The sequence below is a fragment of the Ruegeria sp. HKCCSA071 genome (assembly GCF_017872555.1).
Taxonomy (GTDB): domain Bacteria; phylum Pseudomonadota; class Alphaproteobacteria; order Rhodobacterales; family Rhodobacteraceae; genus Ruegeria.
Genome location: NZ_JAEDOX010000001.1, coordinates 894,679 through 916,714 on the forward strand (window position 1 = coordinate 894,679; position 22,036 = coordinate 916,714).

21 protein-coding genes and 1 tRNA gene are annotated in these 22,036 nt (G+C 56.8%); 10 read left to right on the forward strand and 12 right to left on the reverse strand.

All coding sequences use genetic code 11. From position 1 onward, the window contains the following. Positions 1–20 precede the first annotated feature (20 nt). The 3 genes from I9188_RS04440 to I9188_RS04450 all read right to left on the reverse strand — a co-directional run bounded on the left by I9188_RS04440 (position 21) and on the right by I9188_RS04450 (position 3,344). Positions 21–995 (reverse strand): Gfo/Idh/MocA family oxidoreductase, encoded by a 975-nt coding sequence (locus I9188_RS04440; RefSeq protein ID WP_209504217.1) that lies wholly within the window; start codon positions 993–995, stop codon positions 21–23. 272 nt (positions 996–1,267) lie between these two features. Beyond that, positions 1,268–2,164: an RNA polymerase sigma factor RpoH gene (gene rpoH / locus I9188_RS04445; RefSeq protein ID WP_209504218.1), complete on the reverse strand. Its 897-nt coding sequence runs from the start codon at positions 2,162–2,164 to the stop codon at positions 1,268–1,270. Positions 2,165–2,309: 145 nt separating this feature from the next. Next, entirely contained in the window at positions 2,310–3,344 is a 1,035-nt protein-coding gene (locus tag I9188_RS04450; RefSeq protein WP_209504219.1) for an RluA family pseudouridine synthase, read from the reverse strand. Here I9188_RS04450 and I9188_RS04455 point away from each other — a divergent pair. Then, positions 3,343–3,645 carry a DUF6476 family protein gene (locus tag I9188_RS04455; RefSeq protein ID WP_209504220.1) on the forward strand — a complete coding sequence of 101 codons (303 nt, stop codon included), beginning with the start codon at positions 3,343–3,345 and terminating at the stop codon, positions 3,643–3,645. The two genes, I9188_RS04450 and I9188_RS04455, sit on opposite strands and share 2 nt — an antisense overlap. A 5-nt stretch (positions 3,646–3,650) precedes the next feature. Here the strand turns inward: I9188_RS04455 and I9188_RS04460 are convergent, their stop codons facing one another. The 5 genes from I9188_RS04460 to I9188_RS04480 form a co-directional block, all read right to left on the reverse strand. After that, positions 3,651–5,558, reverse strand: coding sequence for an ATP-grasp fold amidoligase family protein (locus I9188_RS04460; RefSeq protein WP_209504221.1), 1,908 nt, complete (start codon positions 5,556–5,558; stop codon positions 3,651–3,653). Positions 5,559–5,584: 26 nt separating this feature from the next. Then, positions 5,585–6,604: a glycosyltransferase family 2 protein gene (locus tag I9188_RS04465; protein ID WP_209504902.1), complete on the reverse strand. Its 1,020-nt coding sequence runs from the start codon at positions 6,602–6,604 to the stop codon at positions 5,585–5,587. Between the two features lie 55 nt (positions 6,605–6,659). After that, a complete protein-coding gene (locus I9188_RS04470; protein WP_209504222.1) occupies positions 6,660–7,331 on the reverse strand; it encodes a class I SAM-dependent methyltransferase in 672 nt (223 codons plus the stop codon). A gap of 94 nt (positions 7,332–7,425) precedes the next feature. Then, a complete protein-coding gene (locus tag I9188_RS04475; protein ID WP_209504223.1) occupies positions 7,426–9,306 on the reverse strand; it encodes a glycosyltransferase family 2 protein in 1,881 nt (626 codons plus the stop codon). A 190-nt stretch (positions 9,307–9,496) separates the two neighbouring features. Beyond that, positions 9,497–9,583 (reverse strand) — tRNA-Leu (locus tag I9188_RS04480). A gap of 141 nt (positions 9,584–9,724) precedes the next feature. Between I9188_RS04480 and I9188_RS04485 the strand changes: the two genes are divergently transcribed. Continuing rightward, complete coding sequence (locus I9188_RS04485) at positions 9,725–10,384, forward strand: DsbA family oxidoreductase (RefSeq protein WP_209504224.1); 660 nt, start codon at positions 9,725–9,727, stop codon at positions 10,382–10,384. Between the two features lie 41 nt (positions 10,385–10,425). Continuing rightward, complete coding sequence (lipB, locus tag I9188_RS04490) at positions 10,426–11,082, forward strand: lipoyl(octanoyl) transferase LipB (RefSeq protein ID WP_209504225.1); 657 nt, start codon at positions 10,426–10,428, stop codon at positions 11,080–11,082. Between the two features lie 493 nt (positions 11,083–11,575). On the opposite strand, the gene I9188_RS04495 is transcribed toward lipB, so the two are convergent. Next, positions 11,576–11,989 carry an HIT family protein gene (locus tag I9188_RS04495; protein WP_209504226.1) on the reverse strand — a complete coding sequence of 138 codons (414 nt, stop codon included), beginning with the start codon at positions 11,987–11,989 and terminating at the stop codon, positions 11,576–11,578. A gap of 354 nt (positions 11,990–12,343) precedes the next feature. Next, positions 12,344–13,123, reverse strand: a complete 780-nt coding sequence (locus I9188_RS04500) for a methyltransferase domain-containing protein (RefSeq protein WP_209504227.1) — start codon at positions 13,121–13,123, stop codon at positions 12,344–12,346. Between the two features lie 402 nt (positions 13,124–13,525). Here I9188_RS04500 and ctaD point away from each other — a divergent pair, with 402 nt between their 5' ends. From ctaD to I9188_RS04515, 3 genes are all read left to right on the forward strand, one after another. After that, positions 13,526–15,184, forward strand: coding sequence for a cytochrome c oxidase subunit I (gene ctaD, locus I9188_RS04505; RefSeq protein WP_209504228.1), 1,659 nt, complete (start codon positions 13,526–13,528; stop codon positions 15,182–15,184). Positions 15,185–15,305: 121 nt separating this feature from the next. Further along, entirely contained in the window at positions 15,306–15,905 is a 600-nt protein-coding gene (locus I9188_RS04510) for a 2-hydroxychromene-2-carboxylate isomerase (RefSeq protein WP_209504229.1), read from the forward strand. A 44-nt stretch (positions 15,906–15,949) separates the two neighbouring features. Beyond that, complete coding sequence (locus tag I9188_RS04515; protein ID WP_209504230.1) at positions 15,950–16,441, forward strand: DUF2244 domain-containing protein; 492 nt, start codon at positions 15,950–15,952, stop codon at positions 16,439–16,441. Between the two features lie 21 nt (positions 16,442–16,462). Here the strand turns inward: I9188_RS04515 and I9188_RS04520 are convergent, their stop codons facing one another. Further along, entirely contained in the window at positions 16,463–16,948 is a 486-nt protein-coding gene (locus I9188_RS04520; protein ID WP_209504231.1) for a GatB/YqeY domain-containing protein, read from the reverse strand. A 183-nt stretch (positions 16,949–17,131) separates the two neighbouring features. Between I9188_RS04520 and carA the strand changes: the two genes are divergently transcribed. Both carA and I9188_RS04530 read left to right on the forward strand, forming a co-directional pair. Next, complete coding sequence (gene carA / locus I9188_RS04525) at positions 17,132–18,298, forward strand: glutamine-hydrolyzing carbamoyl-phosphate synthase small subunit (protein ID WP_209504232.1); 1,167 nt, start codon at positions 17,132–17,134, stop codon at positions 18,296–18,298. 81 nt (positions 18,299–18,379) lie between these two features. Then, a complete protein-coding gene (locus I9188_RS04530; protein WP_245223698.1) occupies positions 18,380–20,257 on the forward strand; it encodes a glycosyltransferase in 1,878 nt (625 codons plus the stop codon). 3 nt (positions 20,258–20,260) lie between these two features. Here the strand turns inward: I9188_RS04530 and I9188_RS04535 are convergent, their stop codons facing one another. Next, on the reverse strand, positions 20,261–20,908 hold the full coding sequence (locus tag I9188_RS04535; RefSeq protein WP_209504233.1) for a GntR family transcriptional regulator: 648 nt from the start codon (positions 20,906–20,908) through the stop codon (positions 20,261–20,263). Between the two features lie 100 nt (positions 20,909–21,008). Here I9188_RS04535 and I9188_RS04540 point away from each other — a divergent pair, with 100 nt between their 5' ends. Continuing rightward, positions 21,009–21,653, forward strand: a complete 645-nt coding sequence (locus I9188_RS04540) for a pyrimidine 5'-nucleotidase (protein WP_209504234.1) — start codon at positions 21,009–21,011, stop codon at positions 21,651–21,653. An 86-nt stretch (positions 21,654–21,739) separates the two neighbouring features. Next, positions 21,740–21,988: a hypothetical protein gene (locus I9188_RS04545; protein WP_209504235.1), complete on the forward strand. Its 249-nt coding sequence runs from the start codon at positions 21,740–21,742 to the stop codon at positions 21,986–21,988. Positions 21,989–22,036 lie beyond the last annotated feature (48 nt).

The window sequence follows — 22,036 nt, forward strand, 5'->3', positions numbered from 1 at the left end:
GCCCGCGCGCAAAGGGCAAGTTACAGCGAAACTGCGCCCTCGAACACGCGGTCAATCACCTCTTGCGTCCCTCGAGAAAACTCCAGCGGACAGGGATACTCTGCCCCTTCCCGGGCCGAGCGGCAGAAGGCCTCGACCTGAAGCTTGTAATGGTCTGCGCCGGGGAACCGGGTGACCAGCACCTCAAGCCCCGGGCGATGCAACTCGACCCGGGCTTCACCAAACACACGCGCATTAAACGGAGTTGTCAGACAGATCAGGCCATTTTCCCCGTGAAACACCATTTCCTGGTGGGGATGCATCCGAATGGATACGTAGCTTGAGTAGGTAAAACCGGTGAACTGCGCGCGAATTTCGGTGAAGATGTCGATATCATCCTGCCAACGGATGGCTGACTGTATCGCCACCGGTTCCTGCCCCGTTGCAAAGCGCGCTCCGCCGATCACGTAAACCCCGATATCACGCAATCCGCCGCCGCCCGTTTCAGCCCGGTTACGAATATTCTGGGTATCTGCCCGATTGTCGAAACTGAACGCCCCGGTTACATGCACCAGATTTCCGATTGCACCATCCGCAATCAGTTTACGTGCCAGTTGCCATTGGGGGTGATGCACGATCATGTACGCCTCGGCAGCAAGCAGGCCGCTTTCGTCGCGCTTTTGGATCAATGCGTCAAACTCATCCGCCTTCATTGTCATCGGCTTTTCGCACAGCACATGCTTGCCGGCATCCAGCGCTTTCAGGCTCCATTCCACATGAAGGTGGTTCGGCAAAGGTATGTAGACCGCATCGATACCGGGGTCCGCCAACATCGCATCATAGCTTTCGAACACTTTCAGATCGGGACAGAACGACAAAAAAGGTTCAGCCTTTACAGCATCTGACGTCGCCAGCGCAGCCAGTCGCGCCCCGTTGGCGGCATGTATCGCCGGTGCCATGTATTCACGCGCGAATTTCGCGGCCCCCAACACGCCAAACTGAACCGGTTTTTGCATCACGCTCTCCATAGATTTCCGAACCCCAAAGGGTTCGCTCCCCTGCGAGGTCCGCAGGATCGACCTGTCACACCGTCATCGAAATGAAACGCGTCTTTGCCGTACCATAGCTTTGGCCCTGCGGCCATTCTTTTGGCTTCACAGTTTGGATAGCGGCCGCAGACGTTCAGCAGGTGATGATCTGCCAGAACGCGCCGGGCATTTGCGCGAAGAGGAGGTTTCTTCGCACAGATGAAAAACCAACCCGCAGCTATTGCAGGCTGGTATTGTGGTCAGCTGACACCCAGCATCCCTTTTTCACGTGCCAGATCCCGCATTTTCTTCTGCAGCTTCTCGAACGCGCGAACTTCGATCTGACGGATCCGCTCGCGGCTGACATTGTACTGCGTGCTAAGGTCCTCCAGCGTCACCGGCTGATCCAGCAAGCGGCGCTGGGTCAGGATGTCCTTTTCACGGTCGTTCAACACGTCCAGCGCCGCAGCCAGCAACTCGCGACGCGCTTCCAGTTCATCACGCGCTTCATAGTCTCCGGCCTGGTCGGCGTCTTCATCCTCAAGCCAGTCCTGCCATTGCATCGTCCCTTCGCCTTCGGACCCGACCGTGGCGTTCAGAGACGCGTCCCCGCCTGACATACGGCGGTTCATGCTGATCACTTCCTCTTCGGTCACGCCAAGATCATTGGCAATCTGCGCGACGTTTTCGGGGCGCAAGTCGCCCTCTTCCAGTGCGCCGATGCGCGCCTTGGCTTTGCGCAGGTTGAAGAACAGTTTCTTCTGCGCCGAAGTTGTGCCCAGTTTAACCAGCGACCATGACCGCAGGATATATTCCTGAATCGAGGCGCGGATCCACCACATGGCATAGGTGGCAAGGCGGAAGCCTTTTTCAGGGTCAAAACGTTTGACCGCCTGCATCAGGCCCACATTGGCTTCGGAAATCACTTCGGCTTGCGGCAGACCGTAACCGCGATATCCCATGGCAATCTTGGCCGCCAATCGCAGGTGCGATGTCACCATCTTATGCGCGGCTTCTGTGTCCTGCTCTTCGACCCAGCGTTTGGCCAGCATGTATTCTTCTTCTGGCTCGAGCAGGGGAAATTTGCGAATCTCCTGCATATAGCGGTTGAGGCCGCCCTCGGGCGTCGGCGCGGGGAGATTTGCGTAATTTGCCATTATGATGTCCCTCCGACAAATGTTTAAGTCTTTAACATGGGATATGGGTAAGGAACCCATCCTGTTCAAGAGGTGCTGCTAACAGTCTGAAATTAATCTTTCATGAAGGAAAGATAAGAAACTCTTACTCACAGGACTTTGCTTATTATGTCAGCGGTGCGCGAAGCGCGGCAATCAGGTTCTCCATATCTTGCGGCAGTTCGGCTTCAAACCGCAGGTTTTCGCCCGTCACCGGGTGCTCGAACCCCAATACGGCAGCGTGAAGCGCCTGCCGGGTAAAGCCGTACACGCATTCGGCAGCGGCAGGCGCAAACGCCTTGATGGCCAATTTCCGCTTTCCACCATAGACCGGGTCCCCGACAAGCCCATGCCCGGCATGGGCCATATGAACGCGGATCTGGTGCGTTCGCCCGGTCTCGAGCCAGCATTCGATCAAAGCCAGACCAGCAGGCGCGCCAAATTTTTCAACAACCCGCGCACGCGTCACCGCGTGGCGCCCGCCATGAAACAACACCGCCTGCCTTTGACGGTCGGTCTTATGCCGCGCAAGCTGGGTCGTCACACGCATGATGTTGCCCGGCTCAAAGCTGACACCTTTGACGCCGCGCAAACGAGGATCACTTGCATCCGGAACCCCGTAACACACAGCACGGTAATAGCGCTCGACGCTATGTGCTGCGAATTGCTCGGCCAGCCCGTGATGCGCGGCGTCCGTTTTGGCGACCACCAGAAGACCGCTGGTTTCCTTATCGATCCGGTGAACGATACCGGGGCGTTTCACCCCCCCAACACCTGACAAAGCGTCACCGCAATGGTGTAGCAAGGCGTTGACCAGCGTACCCCCGGGCGAGCTTGGCGCGGGGTGCACCACCATGCCTGCTGGCTTGTTGACGACGATCACGTCTGCGTCTTCGAAAACAACCTCAAGCGGGATGTCTTCAGCACCGATATGACTGTCTTCCGCTTCGGCTACAGTTATGGCGACCTGCGCCCCTTCGGACACTTTGGCCTTTGGGTCCTGAATCCGGGTCCCGTCGATCCGAACCGCGCCATCCTCGATCAGGCGCGCCAACCGCGTGCGCGACAGGTTTTCACCGTCTGGCACATCCCGCGAAAGCGCCTTATCAAGGCGAGGCGGCGGATCGGCCGCGATCTGAAACTCAATCTGGCGGGTGCCCATGACTGTCCCTTCCGAACCCCAAGAACCGCAGGAAACCCCGCAGCTACGATTGCTGCGGCGGATGGTCATGCTGCTGACCGCGGTGATGATTGGCGGGGTTCTAGTGACATTCGCCCTGATTGTCATCCGCCTATCAGACCGCACCCCCACCCTGCCGGATCAGATCGACTTACCCGATGGTGCCCGGGCGCAGGCCCTGACCATTGGATCCAACTGGTATGCGGTCGTTACCGACGACAACCGCGTCCTGATCTATGACAAGACAACAGGAAAGCTGCGTCAGGAAATCGCCGTCGAGTAACCGGATCAGTTCGGGAACAGACGGGTGCCGACCCAGGCCTCACCCATCTGCACATCCAGTTCGGGCGTACGCATCTTGCGTTTTCCGCCAAACGGGCAGAGCGTGATTTCGCCCAGATAAATCTTGTCGCCAATTACATAAAGGTCCACCCGCGCAAACTCGACACGTTGCCCGACGGCTTCGGCAATTGCGACCATATCGTCAAACACCTCTGGCTTGGGCTCGGTGTCATCGCTTGTCTGGAAATACAACTCTTTCGGGATGAAGTTGAAATCCCGGTCGTGGATCATCTGCACATGTCCACGAGAGCGGTCCCGGTCGACCTGAACAATCTGGACCTTTCCGGCGACAACCCAGAATTTCCAGTCGATGATATCCTGACCTTCTGCCGCCAGATCCTCTTCAAGGAAATAGCGCGTTTCGATCGTGGAATACCACCATTCTGCCGCCCAGAAGCCGTGGGGAATGGGTTTATTGCTCCAATTGGTAAGCTTTTCCTGGGCCAGGTTGCGGTCTTCTGTGTTCATGGGCCAGGTGATCCTGTGGTTTTGCCCCTGCCCGTTATTGCATTTGAGCCAATAGCTGCCGGGCTCTAGGTCGAGGTCTTCCGGCAACTCAGGCGACGATGAAACCCAATAGCGCTTCACCGGTGTAACAAGGTTCCTGGCTGGTTCTGGGATATAACTTTCCGCCGTCAACTTATCCGCCGCCGACACTTCGGGCATCTCGGCAAACAGCTTCATGACCAGCATCTTCTCAGTCACGGTCTTGGGGTTGCTCAAGTCAGGCAAATAGCGCTGATTGTTGGCAAACCTCGACAATGACATAGACATGGCATTCAACCGCAATGCGTCATTGGCATAGTGATCCCAACCTCGCTGATGACCCGATTGGGGTTTGTCATTCACCCCATAAAGCCCTTTGTCTTTTATCTTATCCAATTCAACCTGGGCCAATTTGAAGAATTGCTCAGAATTTGCGACCTGAGCTACAGACATCACGCCGTTGGTGGCCTCACTGATTTCCTCTTTGCTGATCCGCAAGTCCGGAAGCGAGTCGGGAAACTCGATTTTCTGCGGCGCGCCCCGCCCTCTGCGCGGCAAAGGTGCATTGGCAGGACTGATCCCCAAACCGCGCAGCCTTCGATCCAGAAATGAATGACGTTTTACACCCTTGGCAATCCACCAACGCATCCGACGGCCCCAAAGATGGACGGCCTGCGTCTGATCCGTAAGGTACTTTTTTCGAAACTCCCGCGCTGGAATGTCGTTCGCCTGCCCCGTTTGCCGAAACGGCAACGGGTAAAACACCGGGGGTGGGCTGGCGTGTTCTATCTCGCCATGATGTCGCAGAAACCACGTCATGACACCGGGTCCGTAAACACTGTGTGCCTGATCCGAGGCATGAGGCAACTCACCGGCCTTTTTCTGGCGTTCCAGATTCTCGCGTTCCTCACCTTCTACCCAAGGACGGATCGGGAATGGATCAAGGCTGTATTCCGTATACGCTTTCAGCGCGGGGCTGTCGGACGGCAACCGCATGATCGCATTGCAGATCGTATTGCGATTGAAGAAGCCGAAAATATGATCCGCTTTCGGGATCGGTTTCAAAGAAATCACATCCGTATCGCACCAGAGAAAATCGGTTTTTTGCATTAGCTGCAGCCTGAAAATATCAGATTGCGGAACCGGTGTTTTAAACTGGTTGTTCATAATGAACCGCTGCGGTTCGTGAATTTCGTTCGCCGAAACCAGTTCGATACCTTCGGGTACATTCTCGACTTCGTCATAGTGGAACAGCACGACCCTGTGTCCGTTCGCGACAAAAGACAAAAGGCACATCTGTTCCAGAAAACTGAGAGGACCTTCCAACCAGAGCATTCCGATTGTGGGAAGAGTATTTTCCGCGGCCATATGCAGTTTCTCCGAAGGCGGGTTTTTCAGGATTCAGGCTGTTTTTCGCTGGAAGACGGTTGCTTGTCTGCCGAAAGACGCGCGTGCAATCCGCGGTCTTTAGCAACAAATTCTACAGCCGGCTTATTAACAAGCGTCTGGTAAAGCGCGTTGTATTCTGGCTGTTTGAGAAGGTCTTCGATCAACGCCTTGTGCCACAGGAATGCTTTTCGGTGCAGCCGAGCTAGCCGCCCATCGGACTGAAACTCCGCCATCAGTGCGTCAACTTCGCCCTTGTACCTGAGGATCGTCTCATCCGTCGCACCACCCCGGTTCCAACGGTCCCAGTATTCCGTTCCCAGCGTCTGGGAGGAGTGGTTGGCCCGCCCACGGCTGCGCTTGGCCAGATAGGCTTGTGTGGAGCGGACCGCATAGTGATTGATCTGTGCAATCTCAAATCCATAAGGCGGTGCAACATGGTTACCAAAAGGTGCGGGCTCTTTCGCGTGTCCCCCGGGAACGGACCGGAATACACCTGCCTCAAACTCGGACTTGGGGTGCGGGTTGTGCATACCATAGCGGAGATAGACTTCACCCTGCCGGAAAAGCGATTTGACGAACCGGCGCCCCGCCCCGCCCTGCTCATACTCCAACTCACCATCGAAAAACTGCTGCGTCACTGGCGCGTCGCGCAACACATGGCGACCGCTGTTCGAGAATATCTTCCATGGAATGGAAATGACATCCACGCCCGGTGTGGCCTCGATCAGGTCGTCCACCTTATGGTTTCCGACATGAATATTCAGAAACTCATCCGCATCGCAGACATAGACCCACTTGGCTTCTTTCACTACGGGCAAACGGCGGGCCTGCCTCAGAGCTGATCTGTGAATCCCGCCTGTTCCCACGCGGTTTCTGTGAAACTCAACATGACCCAGGGCCTCAAGACGGCGCAAAATTCTGTTCGTACCGTCCGTGCAATCGTTGGTGTAAACAATGATCCTGTCGAAGCCCAACACCTTATGATGAGCCACCCATTCCAGAATATATGGGCCCTCATTTTTCATCGCAGAGATGAGGATTTTTTCAGGCTTGTTCGTCACTGCCATTCACCCCAGACGCTTAGTCGCCCTGTTTCTTGCTGTCGTCTTGCGGAGTGATTTTTTCTATAGCGATCTGCGCACCAGCAATTGCCCGGATACGCAATTCACGGGGGTGTTTGCCCAGAAACTCGTTGACGGCCCGGATCACCCCGTCGCCCCACCAACCGCGACGGTGGTAATCATCAAACGCCATGATCCCACCCGCTTTGATCTTGGGAAACAACGCCTCCAGGTCCGCAGTTACTCCTTCGTAAGAATGATCCCCATCGACATAGGCAAATGAAATGCTCTCATCGTCAAAGAGCTTTAATGCCGGCACCGAGAAATCGCGAATGATGCCAACCTTGCCTTCTTCGATCTCTTTTTCGAAGGACGCGACGACCTTCTGGAAGATGGCTTCCATCTTTTCGTCTTCGGTCCGGCCGACAAACGCCGTTGTATGCGTTTCCTCGCCAATATGTTTCCAGGGATCGATCAGAAACAACTGACTGGGTTCAAGCAATTTCAGGATTGTCGGAGAAAACTCGCCCTGCCAGACACCGATCTCAACAGCCACGCCACCCTTGGGAAGGCGCGTCAGGAACGTACGACGGATCGCGTCTTTTGTATTCTTGCGCTTGGTTGCCTTGTCTGCGTTCGGTTTATTCTGGCTGCCGGGAACAGCACCGATCACTCTGGGTTCGTTTGACATCTCGACCTCACTTGCAGACGGGTATTGAATTCACACGAAACCCGTTTTGTTTATTGGGCAATGGCTAACATGTCGTTGCTTCAAGAACCAGAAGCTATGTGTCGTTTTTGGGAAGTGGTGGCAACTTGTCGATACCAAGCCATGGAGGCTCGAGGCTTGTAATCCGATAGTCACTCGCTTTACTCGCAAGAAAACGGTTAATAGCCGAAGACATTCCGGAATAAGACCCTTTGCCCCGCCTGTAGGATGTAAAAGCGATACTTCCGCCCGGAGCCAGAACCCTGTCGATCCGGTTCAGCAATTGCAACATGACACGCTCGGCGCGAACGCCGCGTATGATCACGACGCCCACACTTTGATCCTGAAACAGCTTCAGCATCAAAGGCGGCAGCGCCCGGTAGACCCTCAAACGCCCCGCAATGATCGGTTCGCGGAAGTACTCCAGCAATGCATAGAACGTGCGATCCAGGGCCTGTAGATTACTGTCTTGCGTCGTATCCTTGCAGGCGAATGTATCCCACGACAGCCCCCATGGCCCGATGATCGTCAATTGAGCAACTGCATCCAATGCGAGTATTTCTTCTACAATTTCGGTTTCGACATGCCCGATCAAAACCCAGTTCTTCTTGCCGCTGATTGACCGCAAGAACCGCTGTCGCTGCTCTTTCGTTCTTTCAACCTCCGGAGACACTGGCGGCAGGAAAGATGGGTCCTTCGGATCGAACGGCAAGTCCACCTGTTTTGCATTAGTGATTAATGCATGCTGCGCCGCCGCTTCTTCGTACTCCATGGCCGTTCCCAGAGAATCCAGCCGGGTAAACCAAGGGTAGTTATTGGGTTTTGAGTTTTCAGGTTTGGACATCTTGCCCAAGCGCGTCCATTTCGCAACTTGCGCGAAAGAAACTTCGGGGTCTTTGTAGGTCTCGGCATCAAAGGAAAGATCGCCTTCTTCCATCACGCCCAGATCCAGCGCCTTGATATATCGCCCCCCGGCAAAATTCTTGTACCGAGTTATGAATCCCTGCGCGGCCTCTGTTTCACGTATCTCCGAGATACGGCGCTTGTGATAAGCAACAGCTTTTTCGTGCAAATCTCCCAGAATACGATCCGCACGTAGTTCATCATACGATTTTCCAAGGCGGTCCAATTTGGAAAGGATCGATAATTCTTCAACCTTGTTGAAGCAATGCATGTGCCAATAGGCTTGTCCCGTTGCCTCCATCTTGGGATGAAACGCGGTTGTGTTTACATCCCCCCGCAGCCGCTTCATCAGATAACTCTCAATGGACCGGACGGCATAGTGGTTCATCCTGAAAAACTGCTGCCCAAAGGCCGCGCCAGTCGTGGAATGAGACCAACCGTTTCGCCGCATTGCAGGTGGCAAGGGATCTCCGTCACCATCGATCCATGCAAAGCTTTCAGCCTTGCCGGCGATTGGGCCACGTGGACGGTGTGTGTTGATTGCCCGATAAGACCCGTTGTTTCTGACAAGCGATTTGAAGGCACGCACATTCTGCGGCGTAACCACCCCCAACTCTGCTGCAGATGTGAATTGTTCGATCACAAACTTGTCTTCAAACTCGACAATCCCATTGTGCCCGAACATCTGCCATATCGCGGCAAAGCCATCTGCTTGTGGAAAGGTGCGAAACAGATCGTCCAGCGTGCCGTCCCCAACACGGATATCGAGAAATTCATCGACATCACAAACCAGAATCCACTCGGCCTCAGCGTACCAGGGTTGTTCCATAGCGTTCGCATAGGCCGACGCCTGCGGCCCATGCTTCCAGGGACCGGGGTTATCGATATGCACCAGAAAACCCAGTTCCTCGCATCTTTTCAGGATCGCGTCGGTGCCATCAGAACAGTCATTCGAATTGACTATGAAATGCGTGAACCCGATCGAAAGGTAATAGGCGATCCATTCAAGGATGAACGGCCCCTCGTCTTTCATCGTTGATATGACAAGTCTCATCGCACCTACCCGCAACCTTGGCTCGCAAACTCAGGACGAAGGGAAAAATCGCATCATTGCAGAGGTATCGCGCGCTTCCCGACACCTGGCTTAGTTACGGGCCACGGATTTGCAATGCAAGAGAACAGACCAGAACGGCAAAGCCTGCTTCGCGTATGTCAATTTGAATATCACAAGATACGAGAAGATTTGGTGCGGTCGAGAAGACTCGAACTTCCACGGGTGTTACCCCACAGCGACCTCAACGCTGCGCGTCTACCAATTCCGCCACGACCGCACTGCCAGTGACTTGGTAGAGCGGCGTATAGACGTTGGCGCGCGCGATGTGAAGAGGCAAAAACACACTGGTTTAAAAACCTTCGCAGCAGTCTTATCTAAGCCGATGCACAGCGCAGTTTCGATCTGACAGGAGCCTAAGATGACCTCGACAGACACCCACCCCATCATACAGATCGATATCGTGTCGGACGTTGTGTGCCCATGGTGTATAGTCGGGTTTCGTCAGCTTGATGTGGCAATGAAACAGCAGGGCATCCAAGCCCAACTTCGCTGGCACCCGTTCGAATTGAACCCGAACATGCCGCCTGAAGGGCAGAACCTTCGGGAACACATCACGGAGAAATATGGCTCGACCCCTGAACAGAGCCAGCAGGCCCGCGAAAGGCTAACGGCGATCGGGGCGGAATTGGGGTTCACCTTCAACTTTGATGAAGACAGCCGGATCGTGAATACATTCAAGGCGCATCAGTTGCTGGATTGGGCCGAAGGTCAGGGCCTGCAACATCAATTGAAGCTTGCGCTATTCGACGCGTATTTCACCCGGCAACAGGATGTTTCCGACACTGAGGTTCTGTTGCAGGCAGTCACTTCTGCAGGGCTGAACCCTGATACCGCACGGCAGGTGCTTGAGACCGGGGAGCATATCGCTTTGGTGCGAGAGAAACAGCAGTTCTGGACCAGCCGGGGGATCTCTGGTGTGCCGTCCATGGTATTTGGCGGAAAATACCTGCTGACCGGAGCGCAAGGGGTCGACACCTATTCTCGGGTGCTGCAACAGTGTTTGGCCGAAGCGGCCTGACCCCTCTTCCCCTGCCCGCTTTGGGCGGATATGAGGCCGCCATGGAATGGAAAATCACCGATGGTCTGACCAGTTATGACGACGCCACCGCCTTTATGGAGGCGCGCGTCGCCGGGATTGCGCGCGGCGACGCGGAGGAGTGCATCTGGTTGCTGGAACACCCGCCGCTTTATACAGCAGGCACGTCGGCAAAGATCGAAGACCTGACCGATCCTGGCCGCTTTCCGGTTTATGCAAGCAAACGGGGCGGCGAGTACACCTATCACGGGCCCGGTCAGCGTGTGGCCTATGTCATGCTGGACCTGAATAAGCGCGGGCGTGACGTGCGCCAATTTGTGAAGCAGCTGGAAAACTGGGTGATATCGGCGCTGGCTGAATTCAACGTACACGGCGAAATACGCGACGGACGCGTTGGTGTCTGGGTGCGACGCGACGACAAACCGCTGACGGTGACTGGCAAACCGGCAGAGGACAAGATCGCGGCAATTGGCCTGCGTTTGCGAAAGTGGGTCAGCTTTCACGGCATTTCGATCAATGTCGAACCGAATCTGGAGCATTTCTCGGGCATCGTTCCCTGCGGGATCAGCGAATATGGCGTGACTTCGTTGGTGGATCTGGGGCTTCCGGTCACTATGGATGATCTTGATGCGGCCCTGAAAAAAACCTTCTCGGACGTTTTTGGTGCCTCTGATCTCTGATTCTATTTCGTCAGAGAATCAGCTTCAGCTGTGCTTGGTTACAACAATATGCATGTGTGGAAGGCTCTGTTTCCGAAACACGTTGCAATTTACCAAGAACTATTCAGTTTTACGTTATTCTTTAGGCAATTTTTAATTCTCTAGGATACATCGGTGTTGTTAACGAGTAATATGAAACTGCCAATCAAGAGTGAGTGGTATGTTAAACCGGTGATCAAGGGCTCGCCCTCGAAATCCGAGAAGTGTTTGGTTACGAGTCTGCCGTTCCGACCCCAAATCGGAACGGCAATTCATTTCCCCCTTCACGCTGAAACCCGTGCTCAAGCCGTATTGGCTCGGAGCAGGCGATTTCTGCGTTGTCAAGCCGTTGAGACACTTCACCTGTCCCGAGGCGGTCTTTCGGGTATTCTTATTTCCGGCTGCAACGGCATGAGCGGGTGAATGTGGGCTATTGTCCGGCCTGGAACTTAATAAACACCCACAAAGCTATTGATTATGAATACCTTTTTATCGTTTCGGCATGTTGTGCGATCAGGTCGAAATCACCCATTTTACCAGGTGGGCGCATCGACACGCCGTCATGGCGCGGCAGGACGTGAAAATGCAGGTGAAAAACCTCCTGCCCGCCTGCGGCTTCGTTGAATTGCTGAATGGTTACACCGTCCGCGTCGAAGGCTTTCATTACTGCACGGGCCATCTTTTGAACGGTGTTCATGACCGCCGCCAGTTGGTCGGGCGTGGCATCCAGCACATTGCGGCAGGGTGTTTTGGGGATCACCAGCAAATGCCCATCAGCGCGCGGCATGATGTCCATGAATGCCAATGTTTCGGCGTCTTCGTAAACTTTTGACGAAGGTATCTCGCCGCGCAGAATTTTGGCGAAGATGTTGTCGGGATCATAATCCATGGTTGACCATCCGTTCCTTGAGGGGCTTTTGACCGAGTTGTGGTCCACCCGCCCCGCCGGGTCAAGCCGGGGGATTGAACCCTGAAATGTACAAATTGTACCGGGTTTTCAGAGGGGGTTGTACGTTTTGTACAAACCGCTTGGCATGAGATCACTTCGTCAGAGACAGACGGTGGACGTTCCCGACATGTGTTATCTGTCTGCGCCGCAGAGCACAGGTTTCGCATCTCTTAACTTGGCTAAAACTGGTTAAGTTTTTGAATACTTCATCCAACTCAAGTCAAAGGTCCGCTGCGCGGGACGAAGTCAGCTTTCGCCACATCTACTCCAATGGCTGCTTTCAGAACGGCGACTTTATGCGGATTTTCTGGCGCTAACCACGAACTGTGTTATGGAAAAGAAAAAACGTCCATTCCGGGAAAGCTCGATCTGCTCATCAAACCAAGCGTTAGCGATGTCGGGATCAACGTGCTTGTTAGCAGTCGCGTACTGCCTCATGAGTTGCATCATCATGATCGCAAGACCGTCAGGTTTCAGAACATGATCGACGAGCGTGACCGGTGCGACATTTTCCACATGATGACCTTGCTCTTTCAAGATGCCCGGCAAGCGTTCAGGGACGTCGCCAGCCACGAAGTGCCTATCCCACGAAGCCTTAATTTTTGCCATTCGTTCGGGGTCCTCGCTGAACCAGATGAAACTCCCGAAGTGCAAATCACTGACAACCAGACGCCCACCGGGTTTCAGGCAACGCATCGCTTCGGAAATCGCACCCTCGATACCATCGACATATTCGAACACCTGAACCGAGACGGCTTTGTCGGCTATCGCGTCGACCAGAGGTAGCGAATTGGCGAGACCCTCCACAAACTCGACGTTAGGATAGTCTTGGCATCGCTTTTCTCCGACGGACCGCATATCTCTACTTGGGTCGATGCCGATGACACGACCTTCAGGCCCGACCGCACGGGCTAATTCTGCAGTCAGCAAGCCGTTGCCGCACCCGATGTCAACAATGGTTTCTCCGGGATTTGGTCGAAGCGCGTCGAACGAGGCTTGGCGCCGGCGCGTAATGTCTGCGCCTTGATAGGCAATATCAAGCAATCTTGTCGTCTCTGAATCGAAAGCAAGCACTTCTCTCCCCCGGGGCACTACCTTGACAATCTCTTTATCCTATCGATTCACAGCCAATCCACCAACCGCTACAATTCTAGCAGGATCGCGGACGCCGACATTCGCGCGTTACGCAGCATCCAACAATATGGGTTCACCCCCCCTTCCCTGCCCTCGATCCTGCGGAGTGGGCCGACGGCAGGCGGCATGATGACAGGTACCAGATCCGCAGTGTCACCAGCCCCCGAACGCTGAGATTCCGGCTTCTCGAACACCCGTTTTCAAGGGGGGTGCGGCCATTTATCTTGATCCAGATCAAACTCGGCCATTGAAGGTCGCCCCTACGCATTCTAAAACCAGCAGGAATCCCGCGCGTTGGAGAGGTCCGGCTGCGCGGTGTAGTTGCAACAGGAGGCACCTATAATGGCAGACGCAGCCATTCATGGTCACGACCATGAAGACCAGCGCAGCTTTTTCCAGCGCTGGTTCATGTCGACCAACCACAAGGACATCGGGATTCTGTACCTGATCGTTTCGGCTCTGGCCGGTCTGATCTCGGTTCTGATGACCGTTTACATGCGGCTTGAACTGATGCACCCCGGTGTTCAGTACATGTGCCTGGAAGGCTTCATGGCCGACCCGTGTACACCCAACGGGCATCTGTGGAACGTGATGATCACCTATCACGGTGTTCTGATGATGTTCTTCGTTGTCATCCCTGCCCTGTTCGGCGGATTTGGCAACTATTTCATGCCGTTGCAGATCGGCGCGCCGGATATGGCGTTCCCGCGGATGAACAACCTGTCCTTCTGGCTTTATGTTGCCGGTACCTCGCTGGGTGTAGCCTCGCTGCTGAGCCCGGGTGGGAACGATCAGATGGGTTCGGGCGTGGGCTGGGTTCTGTACCCGCCGCTGTCCACGACCGAGGGCGGCATGTCCATGGACCTTGCGATCTTTGCCGTGCACGTATCGGGCGCCTCCTCGATCCTCGGCGCGATCAACATGATCACCACCTTCCTGAACATGCGTGCCCCCGGCATGACCCTGTTCAAGGTGCCGCTGTTCAGCTGGTCGATCTTCGTCACCTCGTGGCTGATTCTGCTGTCGCTGCCGGTTCTGGCGGGCGCGATCACCATGTTGCTGATGGACCGCAACTTTGGCTTTACCTTCTTTGATCCGGCCGGTGGCGGCGATCCGATCCTGTATCAGCACATCCTGTGGTTCTTTGGCCACCCGGAAGTGTATATCGTGATCCTGCCCGGTTTCGGCATCATCAGCCATGTCATCGCGACCTTCTCGCGCAAGCCGATCTTTGGCTATCTGCCGATGGTCTGGGCGATTATCGCAATCGGTGTGCTGGGCTTTGTCGTGTGGGCGCACCACATGTACACCGTTGGCATGTCGCTGCGTCAGCAGGCCTATTTCATGCTGGCCACGATGGTCATCGCGGTTCCGACAGGTGTTAAGGTCTTCTCGTGGATCGCGACCATGTGGGGCGGTTCCATCGAGTTCAAGACACCGATGCTGTTTGCCTTTGGCTTCCTGTTCCTGTTCACCGTTGGCGGTGTGACCGGTGTGGTGCTGTCGCAGGCTGGCGTGGACCGCGCCTATCACGACACCTACTATGTGGTGGCACATTTCCACTATGTGATGAGCTTGGGTGCCGTGTTTGCGATCTTCGCTGGTGTGTACTTCTACTTCGCCAAGATGACAGGGCGTCAGTATTCCGAGTTCTGGGGCAAGGTTCACTTCTGGCTGTTCTTCATCGGCGCCAACCTGACCTTCTTCCCGCAGCACTTCCTGGGTCGTCAGGGGATGCCGCGCCGCTACATCGACTATCCCGAAGCGTTCGCGCAGTGGAACTATGTTTCGTCGATTGGTGCGTTCATCTCGTTCGCCTCGTTCCTGCTGTTCTTCGGCATCGTGATCTACGCCCTGCTGCGTGGCGCACGCGAGACACGGCCCAACTACTGGAACGAGTATGCGGATACGCTGGAATGGACCCTGCCCACCCCGCCGCCCGAACACACGTTCGAGCAGCTGCCCAAGCAGGAAGACTGGGACAAGGGCCACGCGCACTGATCCCGACCTGATCCAAGAAACCCCGCCCTGGTGGCGGGGTTTTTCTTTGCCCTCACCCTGCGTTCGCCAAGTGCGACGAAATCGGCTATGATGTGCGGACGGAACAGTCGGAGGGTCGGCAATGCCCGAGATCGACTTTTGGTATTCCATTGGCAGCACGTACAGCTTCCTGACCGTGATGCGTCTGGAGGAATGGTGCGCCCAGCATGACGCCACGGTGAACTGGCGCCCGTTCAACGTGCGCACGGTGATGTCGGCCCAGCAGAATATCCCTTTTGCCGGAAAGCCTGTGAAATCGGCTTACATGTGGCGCGATATCGAACGCCGCTGTGCCAAGTACCACATCCACGCCAACCTGCCTGCGCCCTATCCGATTTCCAATCTGCCACTGGCCAATCAGGTTGCGTTGCTTGGAATGATGGATGGCTGGGGCGTGACGTTCACCCAAACGCTCTATCGCATCTGGTTCGAGGAAGGGGTGGAAGCCGGGCGCGAAAGTGCGCTGTCCGAGGCGCTTTTGCGGTGTCAGCAAGACCCCCGACTGACCCTGGCACGCGCACAAGGCGACGACATCGTCGCGGCCCTTGAGGCGGAAACCGAAACCGCCGTCAAACTGGGTGTTTTCGGCGCCCCCAGCTTTGTTGTCCGGCAGGAGGTGTTCTGGGGTGACGATCGTCTGGATGACGCCCTGTCCTGGTCTCGGGTCGGCCACGTCGTCTGATCAAAACCCGTCGACATGAGGCGGCGCTGCGCTATGTTCGCGGTATGCCCTATACGTGGAATCAGACCTCGGAAACCGAACAGGAACTGCGGCTTTGGCCGCATAACTCGCTGCCGCCGCGGGGCGCGATGATCACGATCCTGTCGGTGTTCCTGTTTGGCCTGATCCCGCTGCTGGCCACGCTTGGTTCCGTGATCCTGTGGGGGTTGCTGCCGTTTCTGCTGATCACTGTGCTGGGGCTGTGGCTGGCCATCAAGACCAACTACCGCGCCCGCAGTGTGTTCGAGGTACTGACCCTGTCGGGCACACATGCGCGGCTGGTGCACCACACCCCCGGCAAAGAGCAGCACGAATGGTCTTGCAACCGTTATTGGGCGCGGCCGGCGATGCACGAGAAAGGCGGCCCGGTTCCGCATTATGTCACCCTTGTCGGAGACGGGCGCGAGGTCGAAATCGGGGCGTTTCTGTCCGAAGATGAGCGGATCACGCTTTATGACGAGCTGGTCCTAAGACTGCGCGAGCCGGTCGCGCAGTAGTGTTTTCCGGGGCTCGGTGCCTCAGCAATCGCCGTTTGAGGCTGCGCACAGGTGATCCTTGACCATAGGACCGACCTTGCCGAAATCCATCTGGCCAGTATAGCGCGTTTTCAACTCGCCCATCACCTTGCCCATATCGCGGATCGAACCCGCGCCGGTTGCCGTGATGGCGGTTTGAATGGCCTTGCTGACCTCATCGTCATCCAGCTGTTTTGGCAGAAATTCCTCGATCACCTCAACTTCGCGAATCTCGCGTTCGGCCAGATCCAGGCGACCGCCCTCTTCGTAGGCGCGGGCGCTTTCCTTGCGCTGCTTGGTCATTTTCCCAAGGATTTCAAGAACCTCTGCGTCGCTGCATCCCTTTGCTTCTTCATTGCTGGACGCACGTGCCGCGATGTCGCGGTCTTTGATGGCGGCGTTGATCAACCGCAGTGTCGACAGACGCTCGGCTGCTTTGTCTTTCATTGCTTGCTTCAGGGCGGCATTCACCCGTGATCGCATGTCCATTTGGTTTGTCCATCCCCATGACAACGGAACCCCGACCATATAGAAACAAAAAGCCTGATACAACCGGGGGTCGATCCATCTAACCCATTGAAAAACAACAACAGCCTAAAAATTGAACAGACTTGACCCAGACGCCCAACCCCCTTAGGTATGCGCCGATTTACCCTACAGGAGAGTCGCGCCATGGCCCCAAATGCCCCGTCCAAGCCCACCGCATGTCTGGCTTTGGCCGATGGAACCCTGTTTTACGGCGCAGGCTTCGGCGCGACCGGGCAAACCGTGGCCGAGCTGTGCTTTAACACGGCGATGACCGGATATCAGGAGATCATGACCGACCCGTCTTATGCCGGGCAGATCGTGACCTTCACCTTCCCTCATATCGGCAATGTCGGCGTGAACCCCGAGGATGACGAAACCGGTGATCCGGTCGCCGCTGGCATGGTTGTGAAATGGGATCCGACCGAGCCATCGAACTGGCGCTCGGCCGAGGAGCTCAAGGGCTGGCTGGCGCGTCGGGGGCGCATCGCCATCGGTGGCGTTGATACCCGCCGCCTGACCCGGGCCATCCGCCAGCAAGGTGCGCCGCATGTGGCGCTGGCCCATGATCCCGAGGGAAATTTCGACATCGAGGCGCTGGTCGCCGCCGCGCGCGGTTTTGCCGGGCTGGAGGGCATGGATCTGGCCAAGGAAGTCACCTGCGCCCAAAGCTATCGCTGGGACGAGATGCGGTGGGCCTGGCCGGATGGGTACCAGCGTCAGAAGGCCCCTGCCCACAAGGTTGTTGCCGTTGACTATGGCGCCAAGCGCAACATCCTGCGCTGCCTCGCATCCGCCGGATGTGATGTTACCGTTCTGCCCGCAACCGCGACCGCAGCCGACGTGCTGGCACATCAGCCCGACGGTGTGTTCCTGTCGAACGGTCCCGGCGATCCGGCAGCAACAGGCGAATACGCCGTGCCGATGATCAAAGAGATTCTGGAGACGACAGACCTGCCTGTGTTCGGCATCTGCCTTGGACACCAGATGCTGGCGCTGGCGCTGGGTGGTCAGACGGTCAAAATGAACCACGGCCACCATGGCGCAAACCACCCGGTCAAGGATCTGGACACCGGCAAAGTCGAGATCACGTCGATGAACCACGGTTTTGCTGTCGATGCGCAATCCCTGCCGGATGGCGTCGTAGAAACCCACCGGTCGCTGTTTGACGGTTCGAACTGCGGTATCCGCATGGCGGATAGGCCGGTTTATTCGGTGCAATACCACCCCGAGGCATCGCCCGGACCGCAGGACAGTTTCTATTTGTTCGAGCGCTTCGCCGAGGCCATGGAGAAGAAGAAAATTCAGGCATAACTGCTTGTCTGTGCAGTGTTAACCGGGTGTTAACCCTGATCGAACAACCCTGAGCACAGGTAACTGCGCCAGGGTTTTGTTTTGGCTGAGCTTGATCTTCTGGATTTCACGTCCGCCGCACCGATCCCCGCGCCCGGGCATCGGAAGCCGCTGGGCACCTGCCTGCTGGAAATCGGGGCCATCACCCGATCCCAGTTGGACCATGCGCTGAGCCAGCAAACCAGACAGAACGCACCGCTGGGAGAGATATTGGTCGGCGAAGGCTATGCCACCCGGCAGGACGTGTTGAGCGCTCTGTCCGCGCAATCCGGCTGGCAGATTGCCGATCTTGAACAGATCCCGCCGATGCCGGAACTGAGCGGGTTGATGCCGGTCGACTTCTGGCTGAAACACAATGTCATCCCTTGGATGCGGATTGGCCCCCTTGTTCTGGTGGCCACCGCCCGGCCCGACCGGTTCGCAACCGTGACCGCCGAAATGCGCGAATGCGAATATGCCGTGATCCCGGTGCTGGCGGCATCCGATCAGATCGACCGCACAATTGCGCGGCAATTCTCGGGGTCTTTGGCCAGATCGGCGGAAACCCGGGTTGATCCCGCACAAAGCTGCCGCAACTGGACCCTTAGGTCACGCGTGGGACCTTCGGTGGCCCTGTTGTGTGTGCTGGGGCTGTTTGCCATGTTCCCGGCGTTTGGCCTGCTGGCGGTGCTGGGCATGGCTGTGGGAACTCTGTCGCTTTTTGCAGCCTTTCGGATGGCTGGCACGCTGGCTTACCTTTGGCATCGCCTGAGAACGCAGCCGGACCACACCGAAGCTGCCATCACATTGCGGCAACCCTGCGTATCGATCATGGTGCCATTGTACAAGGAGCGCGAGATCGCGAACGCTCTGGTACAGAGACTACAGCGGCTGACCTATCCCAAGGCGTTGCTGGATGTCATCCTTGTGCTTGAGGAAAAGGATGACGTGACGCGCAATGCCCTTGCGCAGGTGAGCCTGCCCAGCTGGATTCGCATCGTCGAGGTGCCCGAGTTGAACGGGTTGACCACCAAGCCGCGCGCCATGAATTACGCGCTGGATTTCTGCCGGGGCGACTTCGTCGGCGTCTGGGATGCCGAGGACGCCCCACAACCGGATCAGATCGAGCGCGTGGTGGCGCATTTCACCCAGGCCGCGCCGGATGTGGTGTGCCTGCAAGGGGTTCTGGATTACTACAACCCGCGCACCAACTGGCGGTCACGCTGCTTTACCATCGAATACAACAGCTGGTTCCGCGTGATCCTGCCGGGGATCGCCCGCATGGGGCTGGTGGTGCCACTTGGGGGCACCACGTTCTTTTTCCGTCGCGACAAGCTGTTGGAACTGGGCGGCTGGGATGCCCATAACGTCACCGAGGATGCTGATCTGGGCGTAAGGCTGTACCGGGCCGGGTACCGGACCGAAATGGTGGATACCACAACATATGAAGAGGCGAATTTCCGGGCCTGGCCCTGGGTCAAACAGCGCTCGCGCTGGCTCAAGGGGTTCATGGTCACGTATCTGGTGCATATGCGCAGCCCGCAAAAGCTGTGGCGTGACCTTGGAGGTGCCAGATTTCTGGGCCTTCAGGCGTTCTTTCTGGGCACGTTGGGGCAATTTCTGCTGGCGCCCGTTCTCTGGGTATTCTGGCTGTCAAGCCTGGGGCTGGCCAATCCGATGGATAATATCGTGCCGCATTCAACCTCTACCGCGCTGATCGGGCTGTTTTTGATGGCAGAGGGGCTGAGTATCGGTGTTGGTCTGATCGCCGTATCCGCACGCGAGCGGCGGTTTCTTTTGCCTTGGGTTCCGACGATGTTTCTATATTTCCCGCTGGGCGTGATTGCCGGTTACAAGGCGCTGTGGGAATTGGCGACCAACCCGTTTTTCTGGGACAAGACCCAGCACGGACAGGCCAGCGAAGACGAGCCGCTGGCCTGACAATCACTTGTCGCGGCGGCTTGCGTCCTGCTTCAGGCGCGTCATGAATGCGATCGAGATATGGTCCTTGAGCGCCCGCCCCGCCGCCTCTTCATCGCGCGCGGCAATGGCTTCGACGATGCCTTTATGTTCGCTCTGGGCAATTTCTCCGCGCCCCTGCACGGCCAGCGACGTGGTCGCCATCAAGGCCATAGTCCGGTGCACCAGATCAAGCTGTTGGACAAGGTAGCGGTTGTGCGAGGCCAGATGGATCTGTTCGTGAAAGCGCCGGTTGGCACGTGACAGCGCCATCGGATCACCCACCAGCTTGTCATCTTCGAGGACCATGTCGTGAAGAACCCTGATCTCTTCTTCGGTGGCGTGTTTGGCAGCCAGCCGCGCGGCGAGCCCTTCCAGTTCGCGGCGCACGATATAAAGCTCGGCCATCTGGTTGTGGTCCAGCGACGCCACGATCAGCGACCGTCCGTCCCGTTCCAGCAGAGACTGGGTTTCCAGACGTTGCAGCGCTTCGCGGATCGGGGTGCGCGACACTCCGAACCGTTCTGCCAGCTCGCTTTCAACCAGACGATCGCCGGGCTTGTAGACGCCGACATCAATGGCTTCGAGTATCAGGCTATAGGCATCCTTGGTGGGGGATCGGGTCTGGCTCATGGGGTATTCTGTCTCCTCGTTCGGACATGTCTATCCGTCTCTGGGGGCGGCAATCAAGTACGGCATTGAAAACACCCCGCCCGCGCCCTAAACCCAAGCCATGGTCAAACCGTCCTTCAGTCATGTCACGCAATGGGTGTTCGATCTGGATAACACCCTCTATCCGCCGCATATGCAGCTGTTCGATCAGATCGAAGTTCTGATGACGGATTACGTGGTGCAGGCCATCGGCGTGGACCGGGCCGAGGCCGACAGGCTGCGCGGGCAGTACTGGCGCCAATACGGCACCACGCTGGCCGGGCTAATGGCCGAACATGATCTGGACCCCGAGCCTTATCTGCACGCGGTGCATCAGGTGGACATGAGCCATATGGACCCGGATGCAGCGCTGGCCGATCACATTCGCGCCCTGCCCGGACGGCGCATTGTCTACACCAATGGCAGCGCGCCCTACGCCGAGCGGGTTTTGCAGGCGCGCGGGCTTTCGGGGCTGTTTGATGCAATCTATGGCGTCGAACATGCCGGGTATCGGCCAAAGCCCGAGAAAGCCGCCTTTGAAGCCATCTTTGCACAGGATGGCATTCAGGCTGACAAGGCCGCCATGTTCGAGGATGACCCGCGTAATCTGGCCGCCCCGCATGAGATGGGCATGCGCACGGTTCACGTCGCCCCGGACCCGCATGAGGCCGATCACATCCACCATCACACGGACGATCTGACCGCGTTTCTGGCCCGCCTGCGGTAGCCTGTCACACTGCGACGATCCGCACGTTCTGCACCCGAATGCGCAGCCCTATATGCGCTGGAGCGACGAACAGAACGGAGAGCCCCATGAGCGCGATCGAGATGCCCGGACGCCTGCCGGTTTGGCAGCGCCTATTCTTTGCAATTCCGGTTTTCGGGTGGCTGGCCCGCGACGCCGCCAACGCCAAGGCGGAGGACCTGTATTATACCGTCGGCGCGGTCCTCAGCATGTGGGGCTGTTCCGCCATGGTATTCGGCCTTCCCGGCCTTTACATCCCTGCCCTGATGATGGTGCCGGTGATGTTCCTTGTCCTGATCCTGATCTCACGCGGCTGAGATACGGGACAGGATGTCACTTGGCGCAGGGGGTGGAACCGAACTAGG

Bases quoted from the DNA above. Each gene is read 5' to 3' on its own strand.
- I9188_RS04440 (WP_209504217.1), bottom strand. From the start codon at position 995: ATGCAAAAACCGGTTCAGTTTGGCGTGTTGGGGGCCGCGAAATTCGCG.
- rpoH (WP_209504218.1), bottom strand. From the start codon at position 2,164: ATGGCAAATTACGCAAATCTCCCCGCGCCGACGCCCGAGGGCGGCCTC.
- I9188_RS04455 (WP_209504220.1), top strand. From the start codon at position 3,343: ATGACTGTCCCTTCCGAACCCCAAGAACCGCAGGAAACCCCGCAGCTA.
- I9188_RS04450 (WP_209504219.1), bottom strand. From the start codon at position 3,344: ATGGGCACCCGCCAGATTGAGTTTCAGATCGCGGCCGATCCGCCGCCT.
- I9188_RS04460 (WP_209504221.1), bottom strand. From the start codon at position 5,558: ATGGCCGCGGAAAATACTCTTCCCACAATCGGAATGCTCTGGTTGGAA.
- I9188_RS04465 (WP_209504902.1), bottom strand. From the start codon at position 6,604: ATGAAAAATGAGGGCCCATATATTCTGGAATGGGTGGCTCATCATAAG.
- I9188_RS04470 (WP_209504222.1), bottom strand. From the start codon at position 7,331: ATGTCAAACGAACCCAGAGTGATCGGTGCTGTTCCCGGCAGCCAGAAT.
- I9188_RS04475 (WP_209504223.1), bottom strand. From the start codon at position 9,306: ATGAGACTTGTCATATCAACGATGAAAGACGAGGGGCCGTTCATCCTT.
- I9188_RS04485 (WP_209504224.1), top strand. From the start codon at position 9,725: ATGACCTCGACAGACACCCACCCCATCATACAGATCGATATCGTGTCG.
- lipB (WP_209504225.1), top strand. From the start codon at position 10,426: ATGGAATGGAAAATCACCGATGGTCTGACCAGTTATGACGACGCCACC.
- I9188_RS04495 (WP_209504226.1), bottom strand. From the start codon at position 11,989: ATGGATTATGATCCCGACAACATCTTCGCCAAAATTCTGCGCGGCGAG.
- ctaD (WP_209504228.1), top strand. From the start codon at position 13,526: ATGGCAGACGCAGCCATTCATGGTCACGACCATGAAGACCAGCGCAGC.
- I9188_RS04510 (WP_209504229.1), top strand. From the start codon at position 15,306: ATGCCCGAGATCGACTTTTGGTATTCCATTGGCAGCACGTACAGCTTC.
- I9188_RS04515 (WP_209504230.1), top strand. From the start codon at position 15,950: ATGCCCTATACGTGGAATCAGACCTCGGAAACCGAACAGGAACTGCGG.
- I9188_RS04520 (WP_209504231.1), bottom strand. From the start codon at position 16,948: ATGGACATGCGATCACGGGTGAATGCCGCCCTGAAGCAAGCAATGAAA.
- carA (WP_209504232.1), top strand. From the start codon at position 17,132: ATGGCCCCAAATGCCCCGTCCAAGCCCACCGCATGTCTGGCTTTGGCC.
- I9188_RS04535 (WP_209504233.1), bottom strand. From the start codon at position 20,908: ATGAGCCAGACCCGATCCCCCACCAAGGATGCCTATAGCCTGATACTC.
- I9188_RS04540 (WP_209504234.1), top strand. From the start codon at position 21,009: ATGGTCAAACCGTCCTTCAGTCATGTCACGCAATGGGTGTTCGATCTG.
- I9188_RS04545 (WP_209504235.1), top strand. From the start codon at position 21,740: ATGAGCGCGATCGAGATGCCCGGACGCCTGCCGGTTTGGCAGCGCCTA.